Here is an 18,032-nt window from a genome sequence, read left to right as displayed (position 1 = left end):
CGTTTGAATTCTCTGCAAATATTGAAAATCATTAATATTAATCTATGGATTTTAGTAAATCCAATAAAATTTAATAATCAATCATAAATTCATCATATAAATCTTCAAATAATTTTTCCTCTTCGTATTTCGTTGCATACGGAGTTCCATTTGATAATGAAGAAGTTGAAATAGAGTAATTGAATGAATCTAGCATATATTGGGCTATTTTTATATCTGTAACGTTTTTAATTATGCCCTTTTTCTTTAACATTGCAATAATTCCAGCTAAAAATGTTCTTTTTATGGAAAGAATGTCGTTTTTATCCAAATAGGAATTATTTTGTAATACACTTTTAAAACGTTGAAAATATTCGACTTTAGAAAAAATATTAACATCGGAATTATCTTCATACCCAATATTATCCTTAAAATATTTAACTTCTAAAAATTCTGAAAAATCATTCAAAAAATCACGTTGTAATTTTGCAGTAAAATTATCTGTTTTTGTTAAATTTCTAATTAAATTTTCAGTGACAGTAAATACTTTTTGCTCAAAACTCATTCCCTGAAAATTTTCAAAATCTTTAAAGTAATTGTAAAATGTATTTTCATTTTTATGAATTTTCAAATTTTTAAACTCATAACTTCTTAAATCTATTACTTGTTTAGTAGAAGCTCCATCCAATGCAGCTTTAACCATTTGTCTAAATTGCGTTGGCAATTTTTTTCCAGTTTTAAATAGAATTTTAAATGAATTTATATCGTATAGAAAATTCTTAAATGTTTCTGTTTGTTTAATTTGATTAATCATTTGCTGCTATTTAAAAACTTCGTTCATGTAATTAATTTTATCTTCTTCACTTGGTCTATAATACGCATTGAAAACTTCCAAACTTGTATGTCCTGTGTACGACATGATAACTTTATCAGGAACACGCTTGTTCTTCATTATTGTGATGAAACTTCGTCTGGCGGTATGACTTGAAATTCTACGCCAAAATTCTGAATTCTTCTCAACTAACTCATCTCCGTATTTCATAGTTTTTTTTATTTCATCATCAAATTCAAGTTCCTGAAAAACTTCTTTGATGTAGAGATTCATCTTTTGGTTTGTAATTTTTGGCAATTCATAATCATATTTCTCAAGGAGTTCTTTGGAAATCGAATTCAGTGGAATTGCCAATTTTTTTGACTTACTTTTCAAATCTGTAACTCTAATAAAATCCCCTTGAATATCATTTTTTGAAATACGACTATAATTTCCAAATCGCATTCCGGTAGTACAACCAATTACGAATAAGTCTCTAACTCTTTCTAGTCTTTTATTTTTTGAGAAATCGTGTTCATATATTCTTGTTACTTGCTCAATATTTAGCGCAATTTCATCAGTTTGAAATTTTGGTGGTTTTTTGAAACCAATAAATTCATTATTGAATGTATATTTTTTGTGTAAAGCCCAAAAAAGAAAAGTTTTCAAAAGACCAATATCACGATGAACCGTATTTGCAGAATGATCCTTTACTTCAACACAATACTTTAGAAATTTGTTGTACAGTTTTTCATTGAAATTCCCAAGGCTAATTTTAATTTTATGATAGTTCTGAAATTCAAGAAGTAAGTTTTTATTGTAAGTATATCTCGTTTTGGTAGATTTTGAAATTCCTTTTCCCGTATAATCATTAGATTTTTCTTCAATAAACTCTTCATAAAGCCTAAAAAAATCATCTTTGGTCTTGATCTTCTTAAATTCTTCGTCAAACCTTTGTCGAAGAATATCAATCGTTAACTCTTCATTAATATTTTTATATCGATTTACAATTTCTAGAAAAGAAGAACTGTAACGATCTAATTGCTTCTTTATACTTCTTTGATTATCAGCCTTAGCAGTTCTTCCATTCAAATCATTAGGTTGCCTAGTCTTCAAATCCCATTCTTGAGGCTTTATCTTTTCTCCAGTTGAGTAAATAAAACTCTTCTTTTCATTATCAAAATAAGATCGAAAATAAATCAGAGTTTCTTTGTGAGAGTTTGGTTCTTTTAATTTGAAGGTAAAATTCATTAGGTGCTAATTTAGGTGCTAAAAATTCTATAAATGAATATAAAATTTACATATACTTATTTATACAAATATATTTAAATTATTGATAAATAGCATCTCTATTAAAAGTAAGTGATAATACATTTCAATAGGTTCATTTCCCTTCCTCTCTGCTAAAACCGTCTGAATCAGACGGTTTTTTTGTGCTTATTAGTGAAAATAAAAATATCAGATTCACATAAAATTTAAATTAAATTAAAAATTATATTATAAATTAATAAAAATTAACATTTATTACCGCTAAAATGAGTATTTTTGCACCACACTAAAACAACAAAAAAAACAAACACAACATGTTTAAAAATTTATTACTCATCACTATTTCCTTGGTTTTGTACAACTGTACAGCCCCTACAAAAGAGCAAGAGGTGAAAATCGATCAACAAGCAAAAAGCTCTGATGATGGTGCATTCGAAGATTATACAGATAGCTTAGGAGAAAAACTATCTGTAAGTACCAACAAGGAAAGAGATAGCAAGACCATTAAATTTAATGGTAGTACTTATGTGCTAAAAAAGGAATTAGAAAGCCATTCTTACTCAACTTCCGATAACGAATATCAATTTTCAGAAAATAAATCTGAAATTACTTTTCTGAAAAAAGATTACAATATGGTTCTTTTCAAATCAAAAAAAAATACTAAACAAACTGCTACCCAAATGCAGTAGTTAATGAATATGATTATTTATCATTAAATCTTTCTAAAGAAACTTCCTCCGGTAAGGGTATATTATTTTCTATAAATTCTAAAAGGTTTTTAGAAAAATAACAACCATTGAGGATACCGCGTGCTCCAAGACCATTAAAAACATAAAAATCTTTAAATTCGGGATGTCTACCTAAAATTGGTCTACGATCTTTGACGGTAGGTCTGAAGCCAAAACTCACGTCTTTAACTTCGAAATTCTGAGAATATATTTCAGAAAGCCCAATCATCAATTGCTTTACTGCAGAATCATCAATTTTTGAATGCAGCTGATCTCTGTCATATGTACCTCCGTAGAAATACAATTCATCGTTTAAAGGAAACAAGAAGTGCTTTTTCTTTACAGTTACCTTTGTGTTTAACTCATTTTGAAGTTTCACTTTAATATGATGACCTTTATTTGGAATCACCGGAATATCTTTGAAAAAAGGATTTTCTACTACTCGCATACCTTCACAAAAAACAATATTTTTAAATTGAAAACCTTTGTATATTTTATCTGATGTGTTGATTAAACTATAATCGAATCGTTCTTTGACTAGATCGTTTTTTGAGTCAAAAAAAGCCATCATATCGGTAAAAAATGCGTTGACTTCAAGCCTTGAAGATTGCATTACTTTTCCTGTATCAAAGGTGTTAGCAACACCATCAATCGGAATAAAATCTGGACTAAGAAAATCTACAAGTGTTTCTGTTTTAGATTTTTTTAACCATAGTTTTTTTTCATTTTCGTCATGAAAAATTCGATGGATAGGTTGATTTATAATATAGTTTTTCCCAGTATATGATTCTATCTCAGATATCGTTTCTTTCAGATAGTCAATTTGTTCTTGTGCTTTCCAAAATGTAGTAAACTTTTTCAGCACTACTGGGTTTACGATACCCGCCGAAACTTGAGAAGCTCCCTTTTTTCCTTCAGAAAATATTTTGAAGGACTTTTCCTGTTTTATGAGATGATGCGCAAAAAAGAGTGCTGCATAGCCGTCTCCTACAATTATATAATCTATATTTTTCATAATAAAAAAAACCTGAGTAAAAATACTCAGGTTTTCTGTAATTATCAAGTGAAATTAGTAATTCCACATATCATTTTCCATTTGGAGAATCTGTTCTTTGATTCTGTTACTTTCTGCCAATTGTTCTTCAGCATTCTGAGGAATATATTCAGAGATTGTACCTTCACCAGTACCAGTAGAAGATTTATAGATAATTGAAGAGAATCTTCTTGCATTGATTACGTCATCAAAAGAAATATCTGCAGAAGAGTTTTTCTTGTTGTAAACATAATTGTTGGCTAAAATGTCTCTCGCATTAGGATAGTAAATCCAAAATAAATCAACTAATTCTTCACCGATATTCAATGGTTGCCCATCAAGACCAGTTCTACCAACAGCAGAAGGATCTGGACCCATAGCTGCAATTCCGATTGGTCTATATTTCATTTGACCATCTCTCTTATCAATAAACCACATACCCATGATTTTCAAAACCTTAACTTTTTCAGTTGTGGTTCTAATATAATCTGTGTACATTTTCTTTTCTTCTTCTGTCAATGCACGTCCGCTATTTAAAATTTCAATAGCTTCGTCATCTAACCTTACACTTTCTAGTTTTTTTCTTATACCTTCTGGTGTAGATTTAGTAGAAAAGTTTTCATCCTCATACACCTCGGTAATTTTACTATCTAAAGCTGCATCAAGTAATATTTGATAAAGCGATCTAGTATTTTTAGAAAGAAGACCATTTGGATTATCATAATAGAATGGCTGATTAATCTTATCATTCATATCGATAATTTCCCAAACCATCATACTTTTGAGGATATCTTTATCGTCTACAAAGCCATATTCTAAAGGTGCAACTTTATTACTGATTACAGTATCATTTACCTTTCTCATGTTATCAGCTCTCATCTGTCTGAATTCTTCAGGAGAAGAAGCATTCAATATAGTCTGAGAAAAAGCAAACCCTGAGGCCAAAACTAAAAGACTGCTTATATATTTTTTCATAATAGGATTTTTCAAATAATTATTACTGAACATTGATTACAACTGGTGAAATCTCTTTCAATCTTTGAGTACCTAAACCTGTTGCCGTAGCCTGAATATCATAAATATAAACTACATCCCCTGGTCTAAGATTTTTTATCAATCCTTCAGCAGCTGATAATGAACTACCTTGGATCATAGTACCTGCTCTTCCAGGTAATTTTAAGATAAAGCTATTAACGCTAAACGATACAGGGAAATCGAAATCTGGTAATGCTGCGCTTACAGTTTGATTTGGAATCGAACTAGCAGGCATATTATTTACAGATTTACCTCTGATTTGACCTTGTGGTCTAGGAATACCTTTAATTCTATACTCAAATACTTGAGAAACAGACTGTCCACTTGGATTTCTACCAGATAATGTTAACTGAACAACATTTCCAGCTTGTGGAATAACATCCCATTTACCATTACCTTTACTTCTTACAGTTGCACCGCCTGAAGCAGATAGAGTAAGTTTAGAATTATCAGCACCTAAGATAGAACCCGTTACTGGGTTTTCTAAACCTCTATACATTACATTCATCTTATCAGCAGATAGTAATAATCCTTTTTCAAGTTTTACTTCCTGAGGACCAGCGATTACGTTGTAAGTATGTGTGAAAGGGAAAGATTGTACCTTACCTTCAGCATCCGTTAATGTAATAGAACCTCCGATTTTTCTCTCACCGATTCCTCCAGTATTTAAAGGTAGATAACCTTTACCATTTTCCTGTCTGCTTACGCCTTGGATTCTGATTTTATCACTGTTTGAATAAGAACCTAACATTACTACAGCTTCAGCTTTACCACCAGCGATAATGTCTGTAGGTGCAGAAACAATAGCTTCATACTGATTAAACTTGATGCTTGCGTCAACTTTTTCAGAAAGCATCATTGCCAATGCGTCAGACTGTACGTTTCTTGCATCATTCTGAATAATTTCTAAATTCGAGATTGCTGCAATAAGCGGCTGGTGATAGAATTTATTCTGGAACCATGTTTTCCCGTTTGGAGATTTACCCTGAGGATAATCTGTAATAATAGATTTGTTTGCTCTATTAACTACATCAACCAATTGAGAATTTTTACCAAAAGTAGTATTGATATAATTTCTTACGTCATCCATTTTCGATTTAAGATCAGCAGCACCTTTCGATGTTGAGTTCTCATCACCGTCTTTAAAGAAAAATTCAGTTGTAGCTTCATTGTTGTTTAGTGCAGAGAAATTCTCACTAACATCCATGATTTTACCAGTTTTTGAATCTGTATCAAAAAATTCTGATTTCTTTTTTAAGTCTGTCTTTACAGTTTCAGCAAATTTAACTAAATCATCAATTTTTGTTTTTAGTACACGGTACTGCTTCAATGGTTCAGCATAAGTATCTGGTACTTGTAATGCTTTTGCTTCAAGAGTTTTTTCAAAAATCTTTTCGTTTTTATCTTCTGTAAGGCTTCTTGTTTCGTTAAGAGCTCTTGTAGAATCGTAATAAGATCTGATGATTTCAACATCAATGTTTAGGGCCATCATTGCGATGAACACCAAGTACATTAGGTTGATCATCTTCTGACGTGGAGTCTGTTTTCCTTTTGCCATTATCTTTTCTTTAGTTTTTGATTAAATTAATGGTTTGGGATTATGACTTCATAGCAGTTAACATACCACCATAAACTCTGTTTAAGCTGTTTAAGTTGGTTGTTAAACCTTGTAGTTCTTGATTAAATTTCTCAGACTGCTCTGCTGATTTTTGCATATCATCAACATATTTTTTAGCAAAATCTGATTGTTTTTGACTGTTTTCTAATTGCATTACATAAAGAGCATTCATGCTTTCCATGTGTAGAGCAGCTTTGTTTAATTGATCGTTGTATTTATGAGTAGAAGCAGAAACGTCAACAGTTTGGTTGATTTGATCTACTGAACTAGAAAACTTATCGATTCCTGTTCTTAATCTGTCAAATAATTGTACATCAAGTTTAGCATCCTGAAGCATTTTATCTAATTTACCAGATAAAGAATTTTCTAATTCTGCAAAATGATCTACAGTATTTTTAGCTGAAACATTAGAATGTAAAGGATTTGGGCTTGCATGCTTGTCCAACAATTCTGGATATACATTTTCCCAGTGGTAAGATTCTTCAGCCGCAGGCGGATCGAATGCAAAAATAATAAAGATAATCGCCTCAGTAACCAATCCCACTGTAAGTGCGATATTACCATTAATAGGTCCCAAAGTAATGTGAGTAATTTTTAGCCAAGCTCCAAGAATTACAATTGCCGCACCGAATGAATAGAAGAAATTCATCCACGCATCTTTAGTCTTAAACATATACGTTAGTTTTTTTAAATGAGTTTGTTAATAAATGATATAATAATTAAATGGTAATATTATCTGTTTACTCTTTTAGCTTTTACTGCAGCTTCCGGAATATCTTGTACTGTTCTGAAACCAATGTAGCTTCTTGCTGAATCTTTTCTTTCCCAATCTCTAGCACCATTCATTAGCATGTAACCTACATCTTTCCAAGATCCTCCTCTTACAGATTTTTTAACTTCAGTTTTATCTTTAGTAGAAGGGTTTAATGTTGATGAGAATGCGTATGAAGAGTTATTGTAAGGAGAAACAGTCCATTCAGAAACATTTCCTGCCATATCAAATAAACCGTAACCGTTCTTTTTGAATTTTTTCACAGGAGCTGTATAGGTGTAAGTTCCTTTCACATCATCTTCCATATAGTTACCTCTTTTTGGTTTAAAGTTTGCCAAGTAGCACCCTCTATCATCCATCAAATAAGGACCACCCCAAGGGTAAGTTGCATTTTCCATACCACCTCTTGCTGCATATTCCCATTCAAATTCGTTTGGAAGTCTGAAAGACAAAGGTCTTTGTTTTTTTCTTTTCATGCTTTCATTGTAATCAGACTTTAACTTTGATCTGAAGTTACAATAAGCTCTAGCCTGATCCCAAGTTACCCCAACAACAGGATAATCTTTGTAAGCTTTGTGCCAGAAATATTGCTCAAATAATGGCTCATTATAAGTGAAGTGGAAATCTTTCACCCAAACTGTAGTGTCTGGATAGATTGCAATGCTTTCACTTCTAAGGTAGTTTATACCTCTTTCATTTTCAGCGATTGCAGCGTCTGTATCTCCCCATCTGTATTGATATTTTAATTTACTTACATCTAAAAGTCTTTCGTTACCTACTCTTGAAGAAGCTGGTAAATACATAGACTCAAGAACTTCAGCATATTCTACATCAGGATATTTAGAAGTGTTCCAATGCAAAGGAATTTTCCAGTCTAATCTTTTAGACTCATCAAAACCGTCTCTTCCACCTGCTCCATCAAGATACTCTTGATATGGTGTAAGATTTTCTTCTTTTTTAGCAAGGTAAGCGTAGTCTCCAATGCTTTGACCTCTTCCTCCGCCGTCACCACCTTCTCCAGCAGCTTCAGCAAGCATCGTTCTAGCGATAGAATCTCTTACATAATTAATGAATACTCTGTATTCAGCATTTGTAGTTTCAGCTTCATCCATAAAGAACGAAGATACTGTAACAGTTTTAAGCGGAGCCTTTTCAGGGTTGTCTGTTAAGTCTTTATCAGACAAACCAGCAATAAATGACCCTGCAGGAATTGCAACCATACCGTATGGTCTTTCCGCTACAAATGACGATGTTTTTTCTCTAGGTATCAATTCTCCTTTTGTTCCTGGCTTCCCAACAGAAGAAGATCCACCACCTGAACAAGATACCGATGCTACCGACGCAGACACTAATAAAAGAAATATCCTTTTCATGTTAATTTTTATAATTAAGCCGTAAATATATAATTTTTTTAAGAAACTTTTAAGATTTTTTTCAGAATAACGAAAAAAAACTAAAGTTATTTTATTTGCAAGTCTTTTTTTTACTCTACAGTAACAGATTTTGCCAAATTTCTTGGCTGATCCACATTTGCCCCTCTATAAACTGCTATATAATAAGCTAGCAATTGCAAAGGAACAGAAGCTACAATAGGAGAAAAACATTCTGAAGTTTCAGGGATTTCTATCACGTAATCTGCCATGGCACTTACTTGAGTATCTCCTTTGTTGACTACAGCAACTACTTTTCCTTTTCGTGCCTTTATTTCTTGCACATTGCTCACGATTTTGTCATAATGACCTTTTCTAGGAGCGATAATCACAATCGGCATATTTTCGTCTATTAAAGCAATAGGACCATGTTTCATTTCTGCTGCAGGATAGCCTTCTGCATGGATGTATGAAATTTCCTTCAGTTTCAAAGCACCTTCCAGTGCTGCAGGATAATTATAGCCTCTTCCCAAATATAGGAAATTTGTAGCGTTGATAAAATCTTTTGCAATATTTTGAGTTAATTCATGCGTTGCAGCTAAGACTTCTTCTATTCTTTTAGGAATAGCGTCTAATTCTGCAATAAGATTCATGAATTCAGCATTTCCAAGATTTCCGTTATGCTTACCTAGTTTCAATGCTATTAAACTAAGAATTGTAAGTTGAGCTGTAAATGCTTTAGTAGATGCAACACCGATTTCCGGACCAGCATGGGTATAAGATCCTGCATCTGTAATTCTCGCGATAGAAGAGTCTACCACATTACATATACCATATATAAATGCACCTTTTTCTTTAGCTAATTTCAATGCAGCCATTGTATCCGCAGTTTCGCCAGATTGAGAAATAGCAATCACAACATCTTTATCTGTAATAATGGGATTTCTATATCTAAATTCTGAAGCATATTCTACTTCAACTGGTATTCTTGCAAACTCTTCAATTAAATATTCACCAATTAATCCTGCATGCCATGAAGTTCCACAGGCAATAATAATGATTCTGTTGGCATTTTTGAATTTTTCAATATGATCCCAAATCCCAGCCATTTTGATAACTCCTTCATCTACGAGAAGTCTCCCTCTCATCGTGTCTTGGATAGATTTTGGCTGCTCAAAAATTTCTTTAAGCATAAAATGCTCATAGCCACCTTTTTCAATTTGCTCCAAACTCATTTTAAGCTCTTGAATTTCAGGCTGAATTTTCGAATTTTCTATTATAGTTCTGATGTCTACACCTTTTTCAAGAGAAATAATTGCCATGTGGCCTTCCTCCAGGTAAATAGCTTCTTTTGTAAATTCTACAAATGGGGACGCATCAGAAGCGATGAAATATTCTTTATCTCCAATACCTATTGCTAAAGGAGAACCCAATCTACCTACTACAAGCACTCCTGGATAATCTTCGTGCATTACAGTAATGGCATACGCACCATATACTTCATTTAATGCAAATCTTACTGCTGTGGGAAAATCCGTTTCAGAATTCAAATCCATAAAATACTGGATTAAATTCACCAATACTTCAGTATCTGTTTCTGAATGGAATATAAAGCCTTTTTCTGTAAGCATCTTCTTTATAGTATCATAGTTTTCTATAATACCATTATGAACGATGGCTATTTTATTATTGTTAGACAAATGAGGATGAGAGTTTCTATCGCTTGGTACACCATGAGTTGCCCAACGCGTGTGTCCCATTCCTATTTTTGCAATGCCTTTCAGATCACTTGCAATATTTTCTAAATCGTCTACTTTACCTTTAGTTTTTTTAACTTCAAGCTTATTTTCAGGAATTTCCAGTACAATTCCTGCACTATCGTAACCTCTATATTCAAGCCTTCTCAGTCCGTTTACTACAATTTCGTAAGCATCCTGAAACCCTGTGTAACCTACAATTCCGCACATAAATTTATATATTGTGTTTTGTTTAATTAAATATTATTTAGATCCGTATATTAGTTTAAGTTGAATCCTATTTGCATTTGAGGGATCAGAACCTACAAAAACTATTCTTTCTTTAGCAAAAGGTCTTGTCGTAAGATTATAGCCCGCAAGTGATACACCATCTGTACTTCTAAGAAACTGAGCAAGATCTATTTTGAAGTATGTATCTTTATATTCCAACCCTGTCTGCTTCTCTACGATATCTTTTACAGATTTTGTGATGGTAAAATCATAATAAGCAGGATTTTTATCCAGATTAAACGCTTTCAGATAAGCAAAATTTGGTGCTCCACTTAATGATGTAATATCACTTGTAAAACTAGAAACCTCGTCGCCTTTTGCATTTTTATATCTCTGAACAATGGTAAGCTCAGTAGGTTTTAAAAGAGAATTATCCCAGGTTGATTTGTCTGTATATAATCTTATTTTTGCTGTAATGATTGCTGCTTTTTTATTAAGATATAAACTTCTTAGGGCAGCAATATCTGTATCTTTAAATTTAACACCTATTGAAGGACCACCCATACCTTGGGCAAATAACTTTTCATCTCCAGTAGTTTGATTATTTTGTACATATTGTAAAAATGGTGCTGCTCTATTATAGGTAAATAATGACGAATGAGCATTGGCTGAACCTAGAGAAAAATTAAAAGTTGTTTGTGGCCTCGTGGTAGTACCATTTTCTGTAAGATCATATTTATAATACATAATAACCTGCATACCGGCGTCATTAGGTATCAAAGAAAATAAATACCCATTGTTTTCCTGAACAGATATTTTCAAACCTCTAAAATGTCTGATGAAACTAGACATATCTTTCAGTTCTGGCTGACCTTTCTTGGCAATAATTTTATTTTGGAAAAATGTTTTATCCAAAGGTATTCTAATATCATTTGTAGAAGTAAACAACGTACTGTTATCAGAATCTTTTGTGATTGTAACAGATTTTGCTAAACCATTAAAAACTTTAGAACCAAGCTCAACGCCTGCAGTATAATCTTTATTTGAAAAAACACTATCTGTAAAACTTCCCATAAACTCAGTAACTTCATTTACTTTCAGAGTAAGAGGAGTTGCAGTACCGGCAGTTTTTGTTTTACCATACTTTGTAACGGGAATTGTTTTCAATTCAAGTTTAGCATCAACATTTCCCTTAGGAAACACATAGCTTTCGTTTGTAGTGGTAACCAAAGAATCTGAATTTGTTACATAATTTGGCTTCAAAACCAATACAACAGAATCTACAACTGCATTAGTCCCAAAATCAGGATCATAAGCTGACATTCTCAGTTGTGTAAAGTAGGTAGCTTTTTGCTCACCAAACTGAGGTTCGGAAAAAGCACCAATTACAGCACTACCCAAAGTACCGTAATCTGCTCTAATCATGTCATTATTTTTGATATTATAAGCAATAAGGTCATAAGAAACTTCATTCCCTGTAGTACCATCATTTAAGAAAAGTTGCTCACCCAAACTATCAATCTCTGGTTCGCAATTATAAAGCAAGGCACTTCCAAAAATCATTAGAGAAAATACAGCAATTGCTTTTTTGAAATTATTGATCATTAAATTGTATTTTAATATAATGTATTGATTGAGTCTAAATCTAAATATTCAGACTTTGACGTTTGCGTTTCGTTGAAAGCTTTATCAAGATTTTCGTTCAAGAACTCATCACCCTTTACGATCTCGTCTACGTGCATCATGCTTTCAATTACAAAGCTTTCAAAACTAGGATTTTCCAGCGCTTTCAAACCAGAAATATTATCAAACTGAAGTTTTTCTACTATTTTTGAGCTAAGAGGTGCATTCTTTTCGTTGTAAACAGAAAGAATAATCTTTGCATCTTTAAAATAAGTATCCGAACCATAATAAGTTTTAAGATAGACAGGTACAAAAGAAGCCATCCATCCGTTTAAGTGAATTACATCTGGCACCCAATTGAGTTTTTTAATAGTTTCTATAACTCCTCTAGCAAAGAAAATGGCACGCTCATCATTGTCTTCAAATGGGCTTCCATCGTCGTCATAATAGGTTTGTTTTCTCTTAAAGTATTCTTCGTTATCAATAAAATAAACTTGAAGTCTCTCGCCAGGAAGCGATGCTACTTTTATAATAAGAGGTTGATCGAGATCATTGATGATAATATTCATCCCGGAAAGGCGTATTACCTCATGCAACTGAAATTTTCTTTCACTTATCTGTCCAAATCTGGGCATAAAAACTCTTACATCATTGCCTTCATTGTGCATTTTAAGTGCCATTTTATTTACCACCGCAGCTAAATTTGTATCTTCTTGATAAGGGTACATCTCTGTGGTAATGTACAGTATTTTCTGATTAGGCATAAACTTTTTTGTATATTTAAAAATGCTATAAGATGCAAAATTACGAAAAAACATCCAACATTATTTTAATTAACATTTTTTTACGACAAATCATTTCCAAGCTTTATCTAAATTGCACTCAAATAATACGATTATTTAGTATTTTTGAATCAGCTATTTAATATATATATGGAAGTAATAAAAAGTAAAAAAACGCTACAAAATTTTATTGAGAGACAAAAAGAAATGGGTAAAAAAATAGGATTTGCTCCTACAATGGGTGCTTTGCATGCAGGTCATATTTCGCTCTACGAAAAAGCAAAAAAAGAAAATGACCTTATCGTATCTTCTATTTTTGTGAATCCTACTCAATTCAACAATCAACAAGATCTAGCAAAATATCCTCGTAATATTGAGCAAGATTTAGAAATTTTGAAAAAATCAGGTTTAGTAGATGCTGTGTATATACCAGAAGTATCAGACATCTATCCCGAACAAGCAAAAAGCAACAATTACGATTTTGGAGGCTTAGAAAATGAAATGGAGGGAAAATCTCGTCCCGGTCATTTTGACGGTGTAGGAACTGTTGTTGAAGAACTTTTCAGACAAGTAAAACCTGACAATGCCTATTTTGGAGAAAAAGATTTTCAGCAACTTGCAATCATTAGAAAAATGGTCGAAATGCGAAATTTGCCAGTAAAAATCATTGGCGTTCCCACATATAGAGCCGAAAACGGACTTGCTTTAAGCAGCAGAAACCAAAGACTTTCTGAAAACAGGAGAGAAGCATCTAAAGTGATTTTCGAAACACTTACAAAAGTTAAAACTTGGTTTAAAGAAGATCCTTACCCAAGTATAAAGAATAAAGTTTCAGCGATTTTTGACGACCAGGAAAATATGCAGCTGGAATATTTTTTGATTGCAGACGAAAAAACATTAAATGAACCAGAATTTTTTTATAAAGATAGAAATTACAGAGCATTTATTGTTGTGATTGTAGATGGTGTAAGATTGATTGATAATTTACCGATGTAATACAAAAAAATCAAAGGCTTCTGGAAAGAAGCCTTTGAAACACCAAATCACAAAATATTAATATGAAAAAAATTTACTTTTCAGTAAACTTGTGACCCGGCTGGGATTCGAACCCAGGACCCATACATTAAAAGTGTATTGCTCTACCAGCTGAGCTACCGAGTCGGTCTTGTTTTTAGATTTGATAAATTTAAAATAAATTTTAGAATTACCAAACTTTTTTTTTGCTAGTGCCTGCGACTGGACTCGAACCAGCACATCCTTAGGAAACCACCCCCTCAAGATGGCGTGTCTACCAATTTCACCACGCAGGCAAAAAAAATTACTAATAAGTAATAAATTTCGCTAGTGACCCGGCTGGGATTCGAACCCAGGACCCATACATTAAAAGTGTATTGCTCTACCAGCTGAGCTACCGAGTCGGTCACTTTATTATCAAGTTTCACTGTTAAGTAATGTCCCTTGTTTTTAGTGGTGCAAAGATATAGCTTTTTTCGTTATCTCAAAACTTTTTTGCAAATTTGTTTAAAATAATTTCATGATAATTTCACTAATTGGCTACATGGGAAGTGGCAAATCTCACATTTCCAAAATATTAAGCGACAAAATAAATTTTAAACTTTTAGACCTCGACAAAGAGATTTCTAAGCGTTTGAAGATGACTATTCCTGAAATCTTTGAGAAAAAAGGAGAAATTTTCTTTAGAAAGACAGAAAGAGAAATTTTAGAAGAAATTTTAGCCAGCGATGAAAACATTGTTTTGAGCCTTGGGGGCGGAACTCCGGTTTACTACAACAATATGGAAATTATCAATCTAAATTCTAAAACTGTGTTTCTAAAAGCAAATATCAACACATTGGTCACTAGGATTTCTAAACAAAAAGAAAAAAGACCGCTTATAACCAACATTTCTGATGAAGATTTGCCAGAATTTATTGCTAAGCATTTATTTGAAAGAAATGCATATTACTCAAAATCTCAGTTTACATTAAGTACAGATAACAAAGATCCTGAAGACATTGTTTTAGAAATAAAAGAAAAACTTTACCTGTGAGGTAAAGTTTTTCTTTTATTTTAATCATCGCTTTGTTTATCCGAATGAGATTCTCCGAAAAAATCATCCCAATCTGTAAAATCTGATTCCACATCATTGCCTGTATAATCATCCATATCACGACGGTCTTTTTTTGTTGGTCTACCTTCGCCTTTACCCCTATAGTAATCTTGTGACATCCGGCGAAGTTTCAGTAATTCGTATTGTTCTTGATCTGTTACATCTTTTACGTGAAGTGGCACCAGCTTAGCGCCCAATCTACTTTTTGGAATTTGGAGAACTTTAATTTTATAATCGATTTGGTTTTTTCTGATTTGAATGATATCGCCTTCTCTTACTTCTTTTGATGACTTTACCACCGAACCTGCAACTGATATTCTATTTTTTTTTATTTCTTCCGTAGAGAGCGTTCTGGTTTTATAAAAACGAATACTCCACAAAAATTTATCTATTCTCATAATTTTTTATACTTTTGTCGATATTATTTGTAAAGTAAGTAAAGTTTTTAAAATGAAGAAAATATTTTTATATTTAATCGCTGGATCAATTTGTTTTTCCGCGTGTAAAAAAGATGACGAGGTACAAACTTATGTAGAACCTGAGGATATCAATGTACAGAATTCTTATGACAATGAGGCAATACAGAAATTTTTAGAAAACAATTATCTCGATTCCCGTGGGAATATAAAGTCATTTAGCAGCACTGATGCCGCAGATGACAATGAAACAAAGCTAAAGGACCTTAATCCTCAAACTACTCCTTCGGGAGCAATCTATATCATCAGAAGTACGGCGCAGCCCAACCCTGGAACTGCTATTGGCAATACAGATGTGATGAGAATTATGATGAGAGCAAAGACTTATCTTGCAGGAACTAGTGATGGCAATACTACATTTCTTACCAACTCAACTTTTTCGGGATTTTCTCCATTGGATGAGACTGGAAGCCCAATTTCAGATCCAATTTTTTATTACGTAAAAAATTCTACGCTTAATGCTGCAACAACGGATGCAACAAAACAAAGAAGCTATTACGAGATGGAAGGTTTTCAAGAGGCCATCAGAAAGTTCAAGGCATTTAATCAGTCGGATGCAGAAGTTCCAAATCTTCAGGGAGTAATTATTGTACCTTCAAAAGCGGCATACGCTAGAGATGTACATTATTCTTTTGGCACCGGTTATTCTTCACCTTTTAGAAATACCACTTTTATTTTTAATCTTCAGGTGTATAAAAGTTCAGCAAGAACAACTGCACAAGATTAATTATTTTAAAAAAAACAATCATAAAAAATGCTTCGTCTAAAACGAAGCATTTTTTATGATTGAAATCTGCAGCCGAATCCCACACGCCCCGACCTGAATGGAGCTCTTTTTGTAAGGAAGGGAAAAGCCTTGGCACAAAAAAGCGGGAATGGAGGGCGGAAATAGGCGCATAATTAAAATTTTATTTCCTCACATTTCCAAGAATATCAGGGAAGTAATGGTCTGAAAGATGTTCAAATTCATCTCCACGCATAAACATAGACGCATCAACTTCTTCATAAGAACTTCTGCCTGCTGCAGCGATTAATTCATTGCAAGTATGTAAAGTATTTTTGTGGAAATGATATACTCTTTCTGCTTTATCTGTAACATCAAGACCTTTGATTAGCATTTTATCTTGTGTAGCCACCCCAGTTGGGCAATTGTTATTATTACATCTCAGGGCCTGGATGCATCCTAAAGAAAACATAAATCCTCTGGCATTATTGCACATATCTGCTCCCATGGCTACCGCTCGTAAAATATCTAAACTTGTAAGCACTTTTCCGCTGGCAATGATTCTTAATTTTTCTCTTAGATTATAGTTTTTCAACGTTCTATTAACAAAAATTAAGGCAGGCTCCAAAGGCATTCCTACTCCATCAGAAAATTCTGGTGGTGCAGCACCTGTTCCACCTTCTGCCCCATCTACGGTGATAAAATCGGGATAAATATTCAAAACATTCATCTGAACACAAATATCTTCAAACTCTTTGGTATCGCCGATACACAATTTAAAACCAACCGGTTTTCCGCCTGAAAGTTCCCTTAAATGCTGTACAAATTTCAACAAACCTGCTGCATCAGAAAAAGAAGAATGCGAAGGCGGAGAAACAATGGTAAGACCAGGTTGTACGTGACGAATTTTTGCAATTTCAGGTGTATTTTTTACTCCAGGCAAAACTCCACCGTGGCCTGGTTTTGCACCTTGAGACAATTTAATCTCAATCATTTTTACATTCGGAATTGTTGAATATTTGGTAAATAATTCGGGATTAAATTTCCCTTCCTCATCTCTACAACCGAAATATCCGGTTCCGATTTGCCAGCATAAATCTCCTCCTTCCATGTGATGTGGAGAAATTCCTCCTTCCCCTGTATTGTGGTAGAAATTTCCTTTTTTTGCGCCTCTATTTAATGAAATCTGAGCTCTATCACTTAATGCACCAAAACTCATTGCCGAAATATTAAACAACGAAGCGTGGTAAGGCTGCGTACAATGCTCGCCTCCTACCCAAACTCTTGGCAATTCTTCTTTTGGAGATTGAGCATAAATAGAATGCTTTATTCCTTCATATTTTCTATGGTTCACTTCCAACTGAGTTCCGAAAGGCACTGTATCGCTTAAGTTTTTTGAGCGTCTGTACACAGCAGAACGCTGGTTTCTAGGAAATGGTTTTCCATCAGTTTCTCTTTCGATAAAATACTGTTGCATTTCGGGTGAAATATCTTCAAAAAAATACCTGAAATACCCCAAAACTGGGAAATTTCTAAGAATAGCATGTTTTGTTTGATAGGTGTTGTAAACTCCTAATGCGTAAACTGCGGTTAAAAGCGTTGGAATCCAATAATGTGTTTTGATGAGTAATGCTACAACCCAAGTTGCAACAACCAAAACCAATCCCCAAGATAAAAATTTATCTCTCATAAGAATGTAGATTTAAAAATGTTAAAGATTAAATTTAATTGAAAT

Annotated in this window: 16 protein-coding genes and 3 tRNA genes; 4 read left to right on the top strand and 15 right to left on the bottom strand. The window is 33.2% G+C overall.

Translation table 11 applies throughout. The annotated features are described in order from the left end of the window. Positions 1-70 precede the first annotated feature (70 nt). On the bottom strand, positions 71-793 hold the full coding sequence (locus tag BW939_RS09445) for a hypothetical protein (RefSeq protein ID WP_076451785.1): 723 nt from the start codon (positions 791-793) through the stop codon (positions 71-73). A 6-nt stretch (positions 794-799) separates the two neighbouring features. Then, positions 800-2,041: a tyrosine-type recombinase/integrase gene (locus tag BW939_RS09440; protein WP_076451784.1), complete on the bottom strand. Its 1,242-nt coding sequence runs from the start codon at positions 2,039-2,041 to the stop codon at positions 800-802. Between the two features lie 332 nt (positions 2,042-2,373). Between BW939_RS09440 and BW939_RS09435 the strand changes: the two genes are divergently transcribed. After that, complete coding sequence (locus tag BW939_RS09435) at positions 2,374-2,748, top strand: hypothetical protein (RefSeq protein ID WP_076451783.1); 375 nt, start codon at positions 2,374-2,376, stop codon at positions 2,746-2,748. A 13-nt stretch (positions 2,749-2,761) separates the two neighbouring features. On the opposite strand, the gene BW939_RS09430 is transcribed toward BW939_RS09435, so the two are convergent. The 8 genes from BW939_RS09430 to BW939_RS09395 all read right to left on the bottom strand — a co-directional run bounded on the left by BW939_RS09430 (position 2,762) and on the right by BW939_RS09395 (position 12,969). Then, a complete protein-coding gene (locus BW939_RS09430) occupies positions 2,762-3,802 on the bottom strand; it encodes an NAD(P)/FAD-dependent oxidoreductase (RefSeq protein WP_076451782.1) in 1,041 nt (346 codons plus the stop codon). Between the two features lie 54 nt (positions 3,803-3,856). Then, the gene (gene porN / locus BW939_RS09425; protein ID WP_076451895.1) at positions 3,857-4,795 is read right to left on the bottom strand and encodes a type IX secretion system ring subunit PorN/GldN; all 939 of its coding nucleotides are present in this window, start codon (positions 4,793-4,795) and stop codon (positions 3,857-3,859) included. Between the two features lie 22 nt (positions 4,796-4,817). Beyond that, entirely contained in the window at positions 4,818-6,413 is a 1,596-nt protein-coding gene (gene porM, locus BW939_RS09420; RefSeq protein ID WP_076451781.1) for a type IX secretion system motor protein PorM/GldM, read from the bottom strand. 40 nt (positions 6,414-6,453) lie between these two features. Then, on the bottom strand, positions 6,454-7,146 hold the full coding sequence (gene porL / locus BW939_RS09415) for a type IX secretion system motor protein PorL/GldL (RefSeq protein WP_076451780.1): 693 nt from the start codon (positions 7,144-7,146) through the stop codon (positions 6,454-6,456). A 59-nt stretch (positions 7,147-7,205) separates the two neighbouring features. Then, positions 7,206-8,618, bottom strand: coding sequence for a T9SS ring complex lipoprotein PorK/GldK (gene porK, locus BW939_RS09410; RefSeq protein WP_076451779.1), 1,413 nt, complete (start codon positions 8,616-8,618; stop codon positions 7,206-7,208). 110 nt (positions 8,619-8,728) lie between these two features. Continuing rightward, entirely contained in the window at positions 8,729-10,582 is a 1,854-nt protein-coding gene (gene glmS, locus BW939_RS09405) for a glutamine--fructose-6-phosphate transaminase (isomerizing) (RefSeq protein ID WP_076451778.1), read from the bottom strand. A 33-nt stretch (positions 10,583-10,615) separates the two neighbouring features. Then, on the bottom strand, positions 10,616-12,187 hold the full coding sequence (locus BW939_RS09400) for a DUF4270 family protein (protein ID WP_076451777.1): 1,572 nt from the start codon (positions 12,185-12,187) through the stop codon (positions 10,616-10,618). Positions 12,188-12,198: 11 nt separating this feature from the next. Then, positions 12,199-12,969: a glycogen/starch synthase gene (locus BW939_RS09395; protein WP_076451776.1), complete on the bottom strand. Its 771-nt coding sequence runs from the start codon at positions 12,967-12,969 to the stop codon at positions 12,199-12,201. 168 nt (positions 12,970-13,137) lie between these two features. Here BW939_RS09395 and panC point away from each other — a divergent pair, with 168 nt between their 5' ends. After that, positions 13,138-13,983, top strand: coding sequence for a pantoate--beta-alanine ligase (gene panC, locus BW939_RS09390; RefSeq protein WP_076451775.1), 846 nt, complete (start codon positions 13,138-13,140; stop codon positions 13,981-13,983). A gap of 92 nt (positions 13,984-14,075) precedes the next feature. On the opposite strand, the gene BW939_RS09385 is transcribed toward panC, so the two are convergent. The 3 genes from BW939_RS09385 to BW939_RS09375 form a co-directional block, all read right to left on the bottom strand. Beyond that, positions 14,076-14,148: transfer RNA gene (locus tag BW939_RS09385), tRNA-Lys, on the bottom strand. A 66-nt stretch (positions 14,149-14,214) separates the two neighbouring features. Continuing rightward, a tRNA-Leu gene (locus BW939_RS09380) sits at positions 14,215-14,297 on the bottom strand. Positions 14,298-14,332: 35 nt separating this feature from the next. Continuing rightward, positions 14,333-14,405 (bottom strand) — tRNA-Lys (locus tag BW939_RS09375). 116 nt (positions 14,406-14,521) lie between these two features. Here BW939_RS09375 and BW939_RS09370 point away from each other — a divergent pair. Next, positions 14,522-15,037 (top strand): shikimate kinase, encoded by a 516-nt coding sequence (locus tag BW939_RS09370; protein WP_076451774.1) that lies wholly within the window; start codon positions 14,522-14,524, stop codon positions 15,035-15,037. Positions 15,038-15,057: 20 nt separating this feature from the next. On the opposite strand, the gene BW939_RS09365 is transcribed toward BW939_RS09370, so the two are convergent. Next, complete coding sequence (locus BW939_RS09365; RefSeq protein WP_076451773.1) at positions 15,058-15,495, bottom strand: RNA-binding S4 domain-containing protein; 438 nt, start codon at positions 15,493-15,495, stop codon at positions 15,058-15,060. Between the two features lie 52 nt (positions 15,496-15,547). On the opposite strand from BW939_RS09365, the gene BW939_RS09360 reads away from it, so the two are divergent. Then, complete coding sequence (locus BW939_RS09360; RefSeq protein WP_076451772.1) at positions 15,548-16,300, top strand: hypothetical protein; 753 nt, start codon at positions 15,548-15,550, stop codon at positions 16,298-16,300. A 181-nt stretch (positions 16,301-16,481) separates the two neighbouring features. Here the strand turns inward: BW939_RS09360 and BW939_RS09355 are convergent, their stop codons facing one another. After that, the gene (locus tag BW939_RS09355) at positions 16,482-17,987 is read right to left on the bottom strand and encodes an FMN-binding glutamate synthase family protein (protein WP_076451771.1); all 1,506 of its coding nucleotides are present in this window, start codon (positions 17,985-17,987) and stop codon (positions 16,482-16,484) included. Positions 17,988-18,032: the final 45 nt, after the last annotated feature.

The organism is Chryseobacterium piscicola, assembly GCF_900156685.1.
Taxonomy (GTDB): Bacteria; Bacteroidota; Bacteroidia; order Flavobacteriales; family Weeksellaceae; genus Chryseobacterium; species Chryseobacterium piscicola.
Note: the sequence above shows the minus strand (reverse complement) of the source record. Positions and strands in the feature narration are given on the sequence as shown.

Bases quoted from the DNA above. Each gene is read 5' to 3' on its own strand.
- BW939_RS09445 (WP_076451785.1), bottom strand. From the start codon at position 793: ATGATTAATCAAATTAAACAAACAGAAACATTTAAGAATTTTCTATAC.
- BW939_RS09440 (WP_076451784.1), bottom strand. From the start codon at position 2,041: ATGAATTTTACCTTCAAATTAAAAGAACCAAACTCTCACAAAGAAACT.
- BW939_RS09435 (WP_076451783.1), top strand. From the start codon at position 2,374: ATGTTTAAAAATTTATTACTCATCACTATTTCCTTGGTTTTGTACAAC.
- BW939_RS09430 (WP_076451782.1), bottom strand. From the start codon at position 3,802: ATGAAAAATATAGATTATATAATTGTAGGAGACGGCTATGCAGCACTC.
- porN (WP_076451895.1), bottom strand. From the start codon at position 4,795: ATGAAAAAATATATAAGCAGTCTTTTAGTTTTGGCCTCAGGGTTTGCT.
- porM (WP_076451781.1), bottom strand. From the start codon at position 6,413: ATGGCAAAAGGAAAACAGACTCCACGTCAGAAGATGATCAACCTAATG.
- porL (WP_076451780.1), bottom strand. From the start codon at position 7,146: ATGTTTAAGACTAAAGATGCGTGGATGAATTTCTTCTATTCATTCGGT.
- porK (WP_076451779.1), bottom strand. From the start codon at position 8,618: ATGAAAAGGATATTTCTTTTATTAGTGTCTGCGTCGGTAGCATCGGTA.
- glmS (WP_076451778.1), bottom strand. From the start codon at position 10,582: ATGTGCGGAATTGTAGGTTACACAGGGTTTCAGGATGCTTACGAAATT.
- BW939_RS09400 (WP_076451777.1), bottom strand. From the start codon at position 12,187: ATGATCAATAATTTCAAAAAAGCAATTGCTGTATTTTCTCTAATGATT.
- BW939_RS09395 (WP_076451776.1), bottom strand. From the start codon at position 12,969: ATGCCTAATCAGAAAATACTGTACATTACCACAGAGATGTACCCTTAT.
- panC (WP_076451775.1), top strand. From the start codon at position 13,138: ATGGAAGTAATAAAAAGTAAAAAAACGCTACAAAATTTTATTGAGAGA.
- BW939_RS09370 (WP_076451774.1), top strand. From the start codon at position 14,522: ATGATAATTTCACTAATTGGCTACATGGGAAGTGGCAAATCTCACATT.
- BW939_RS09365 (WP_076451773.1), bottom strand. From the start codon at position 15,495: ATGAGAATAGATAAATTTTTGTGGAGTATTCGTTTTTATAAAACCAGA.
- BW939_RS09360 (WP_076451772.1), top strand. From the start codon at position 15,548: ATGAAGAAAATATTTTTATATTTAATCGCTGGATCAATTTGTTTTTCC.
- BW939_RS09355 (WP_076451771.1), bottom strand. From the start codon at position 17,987: ATGAGAGATAAATTTTTATCTTGGGGATTGGTTTTGGTTGTTGCAACT.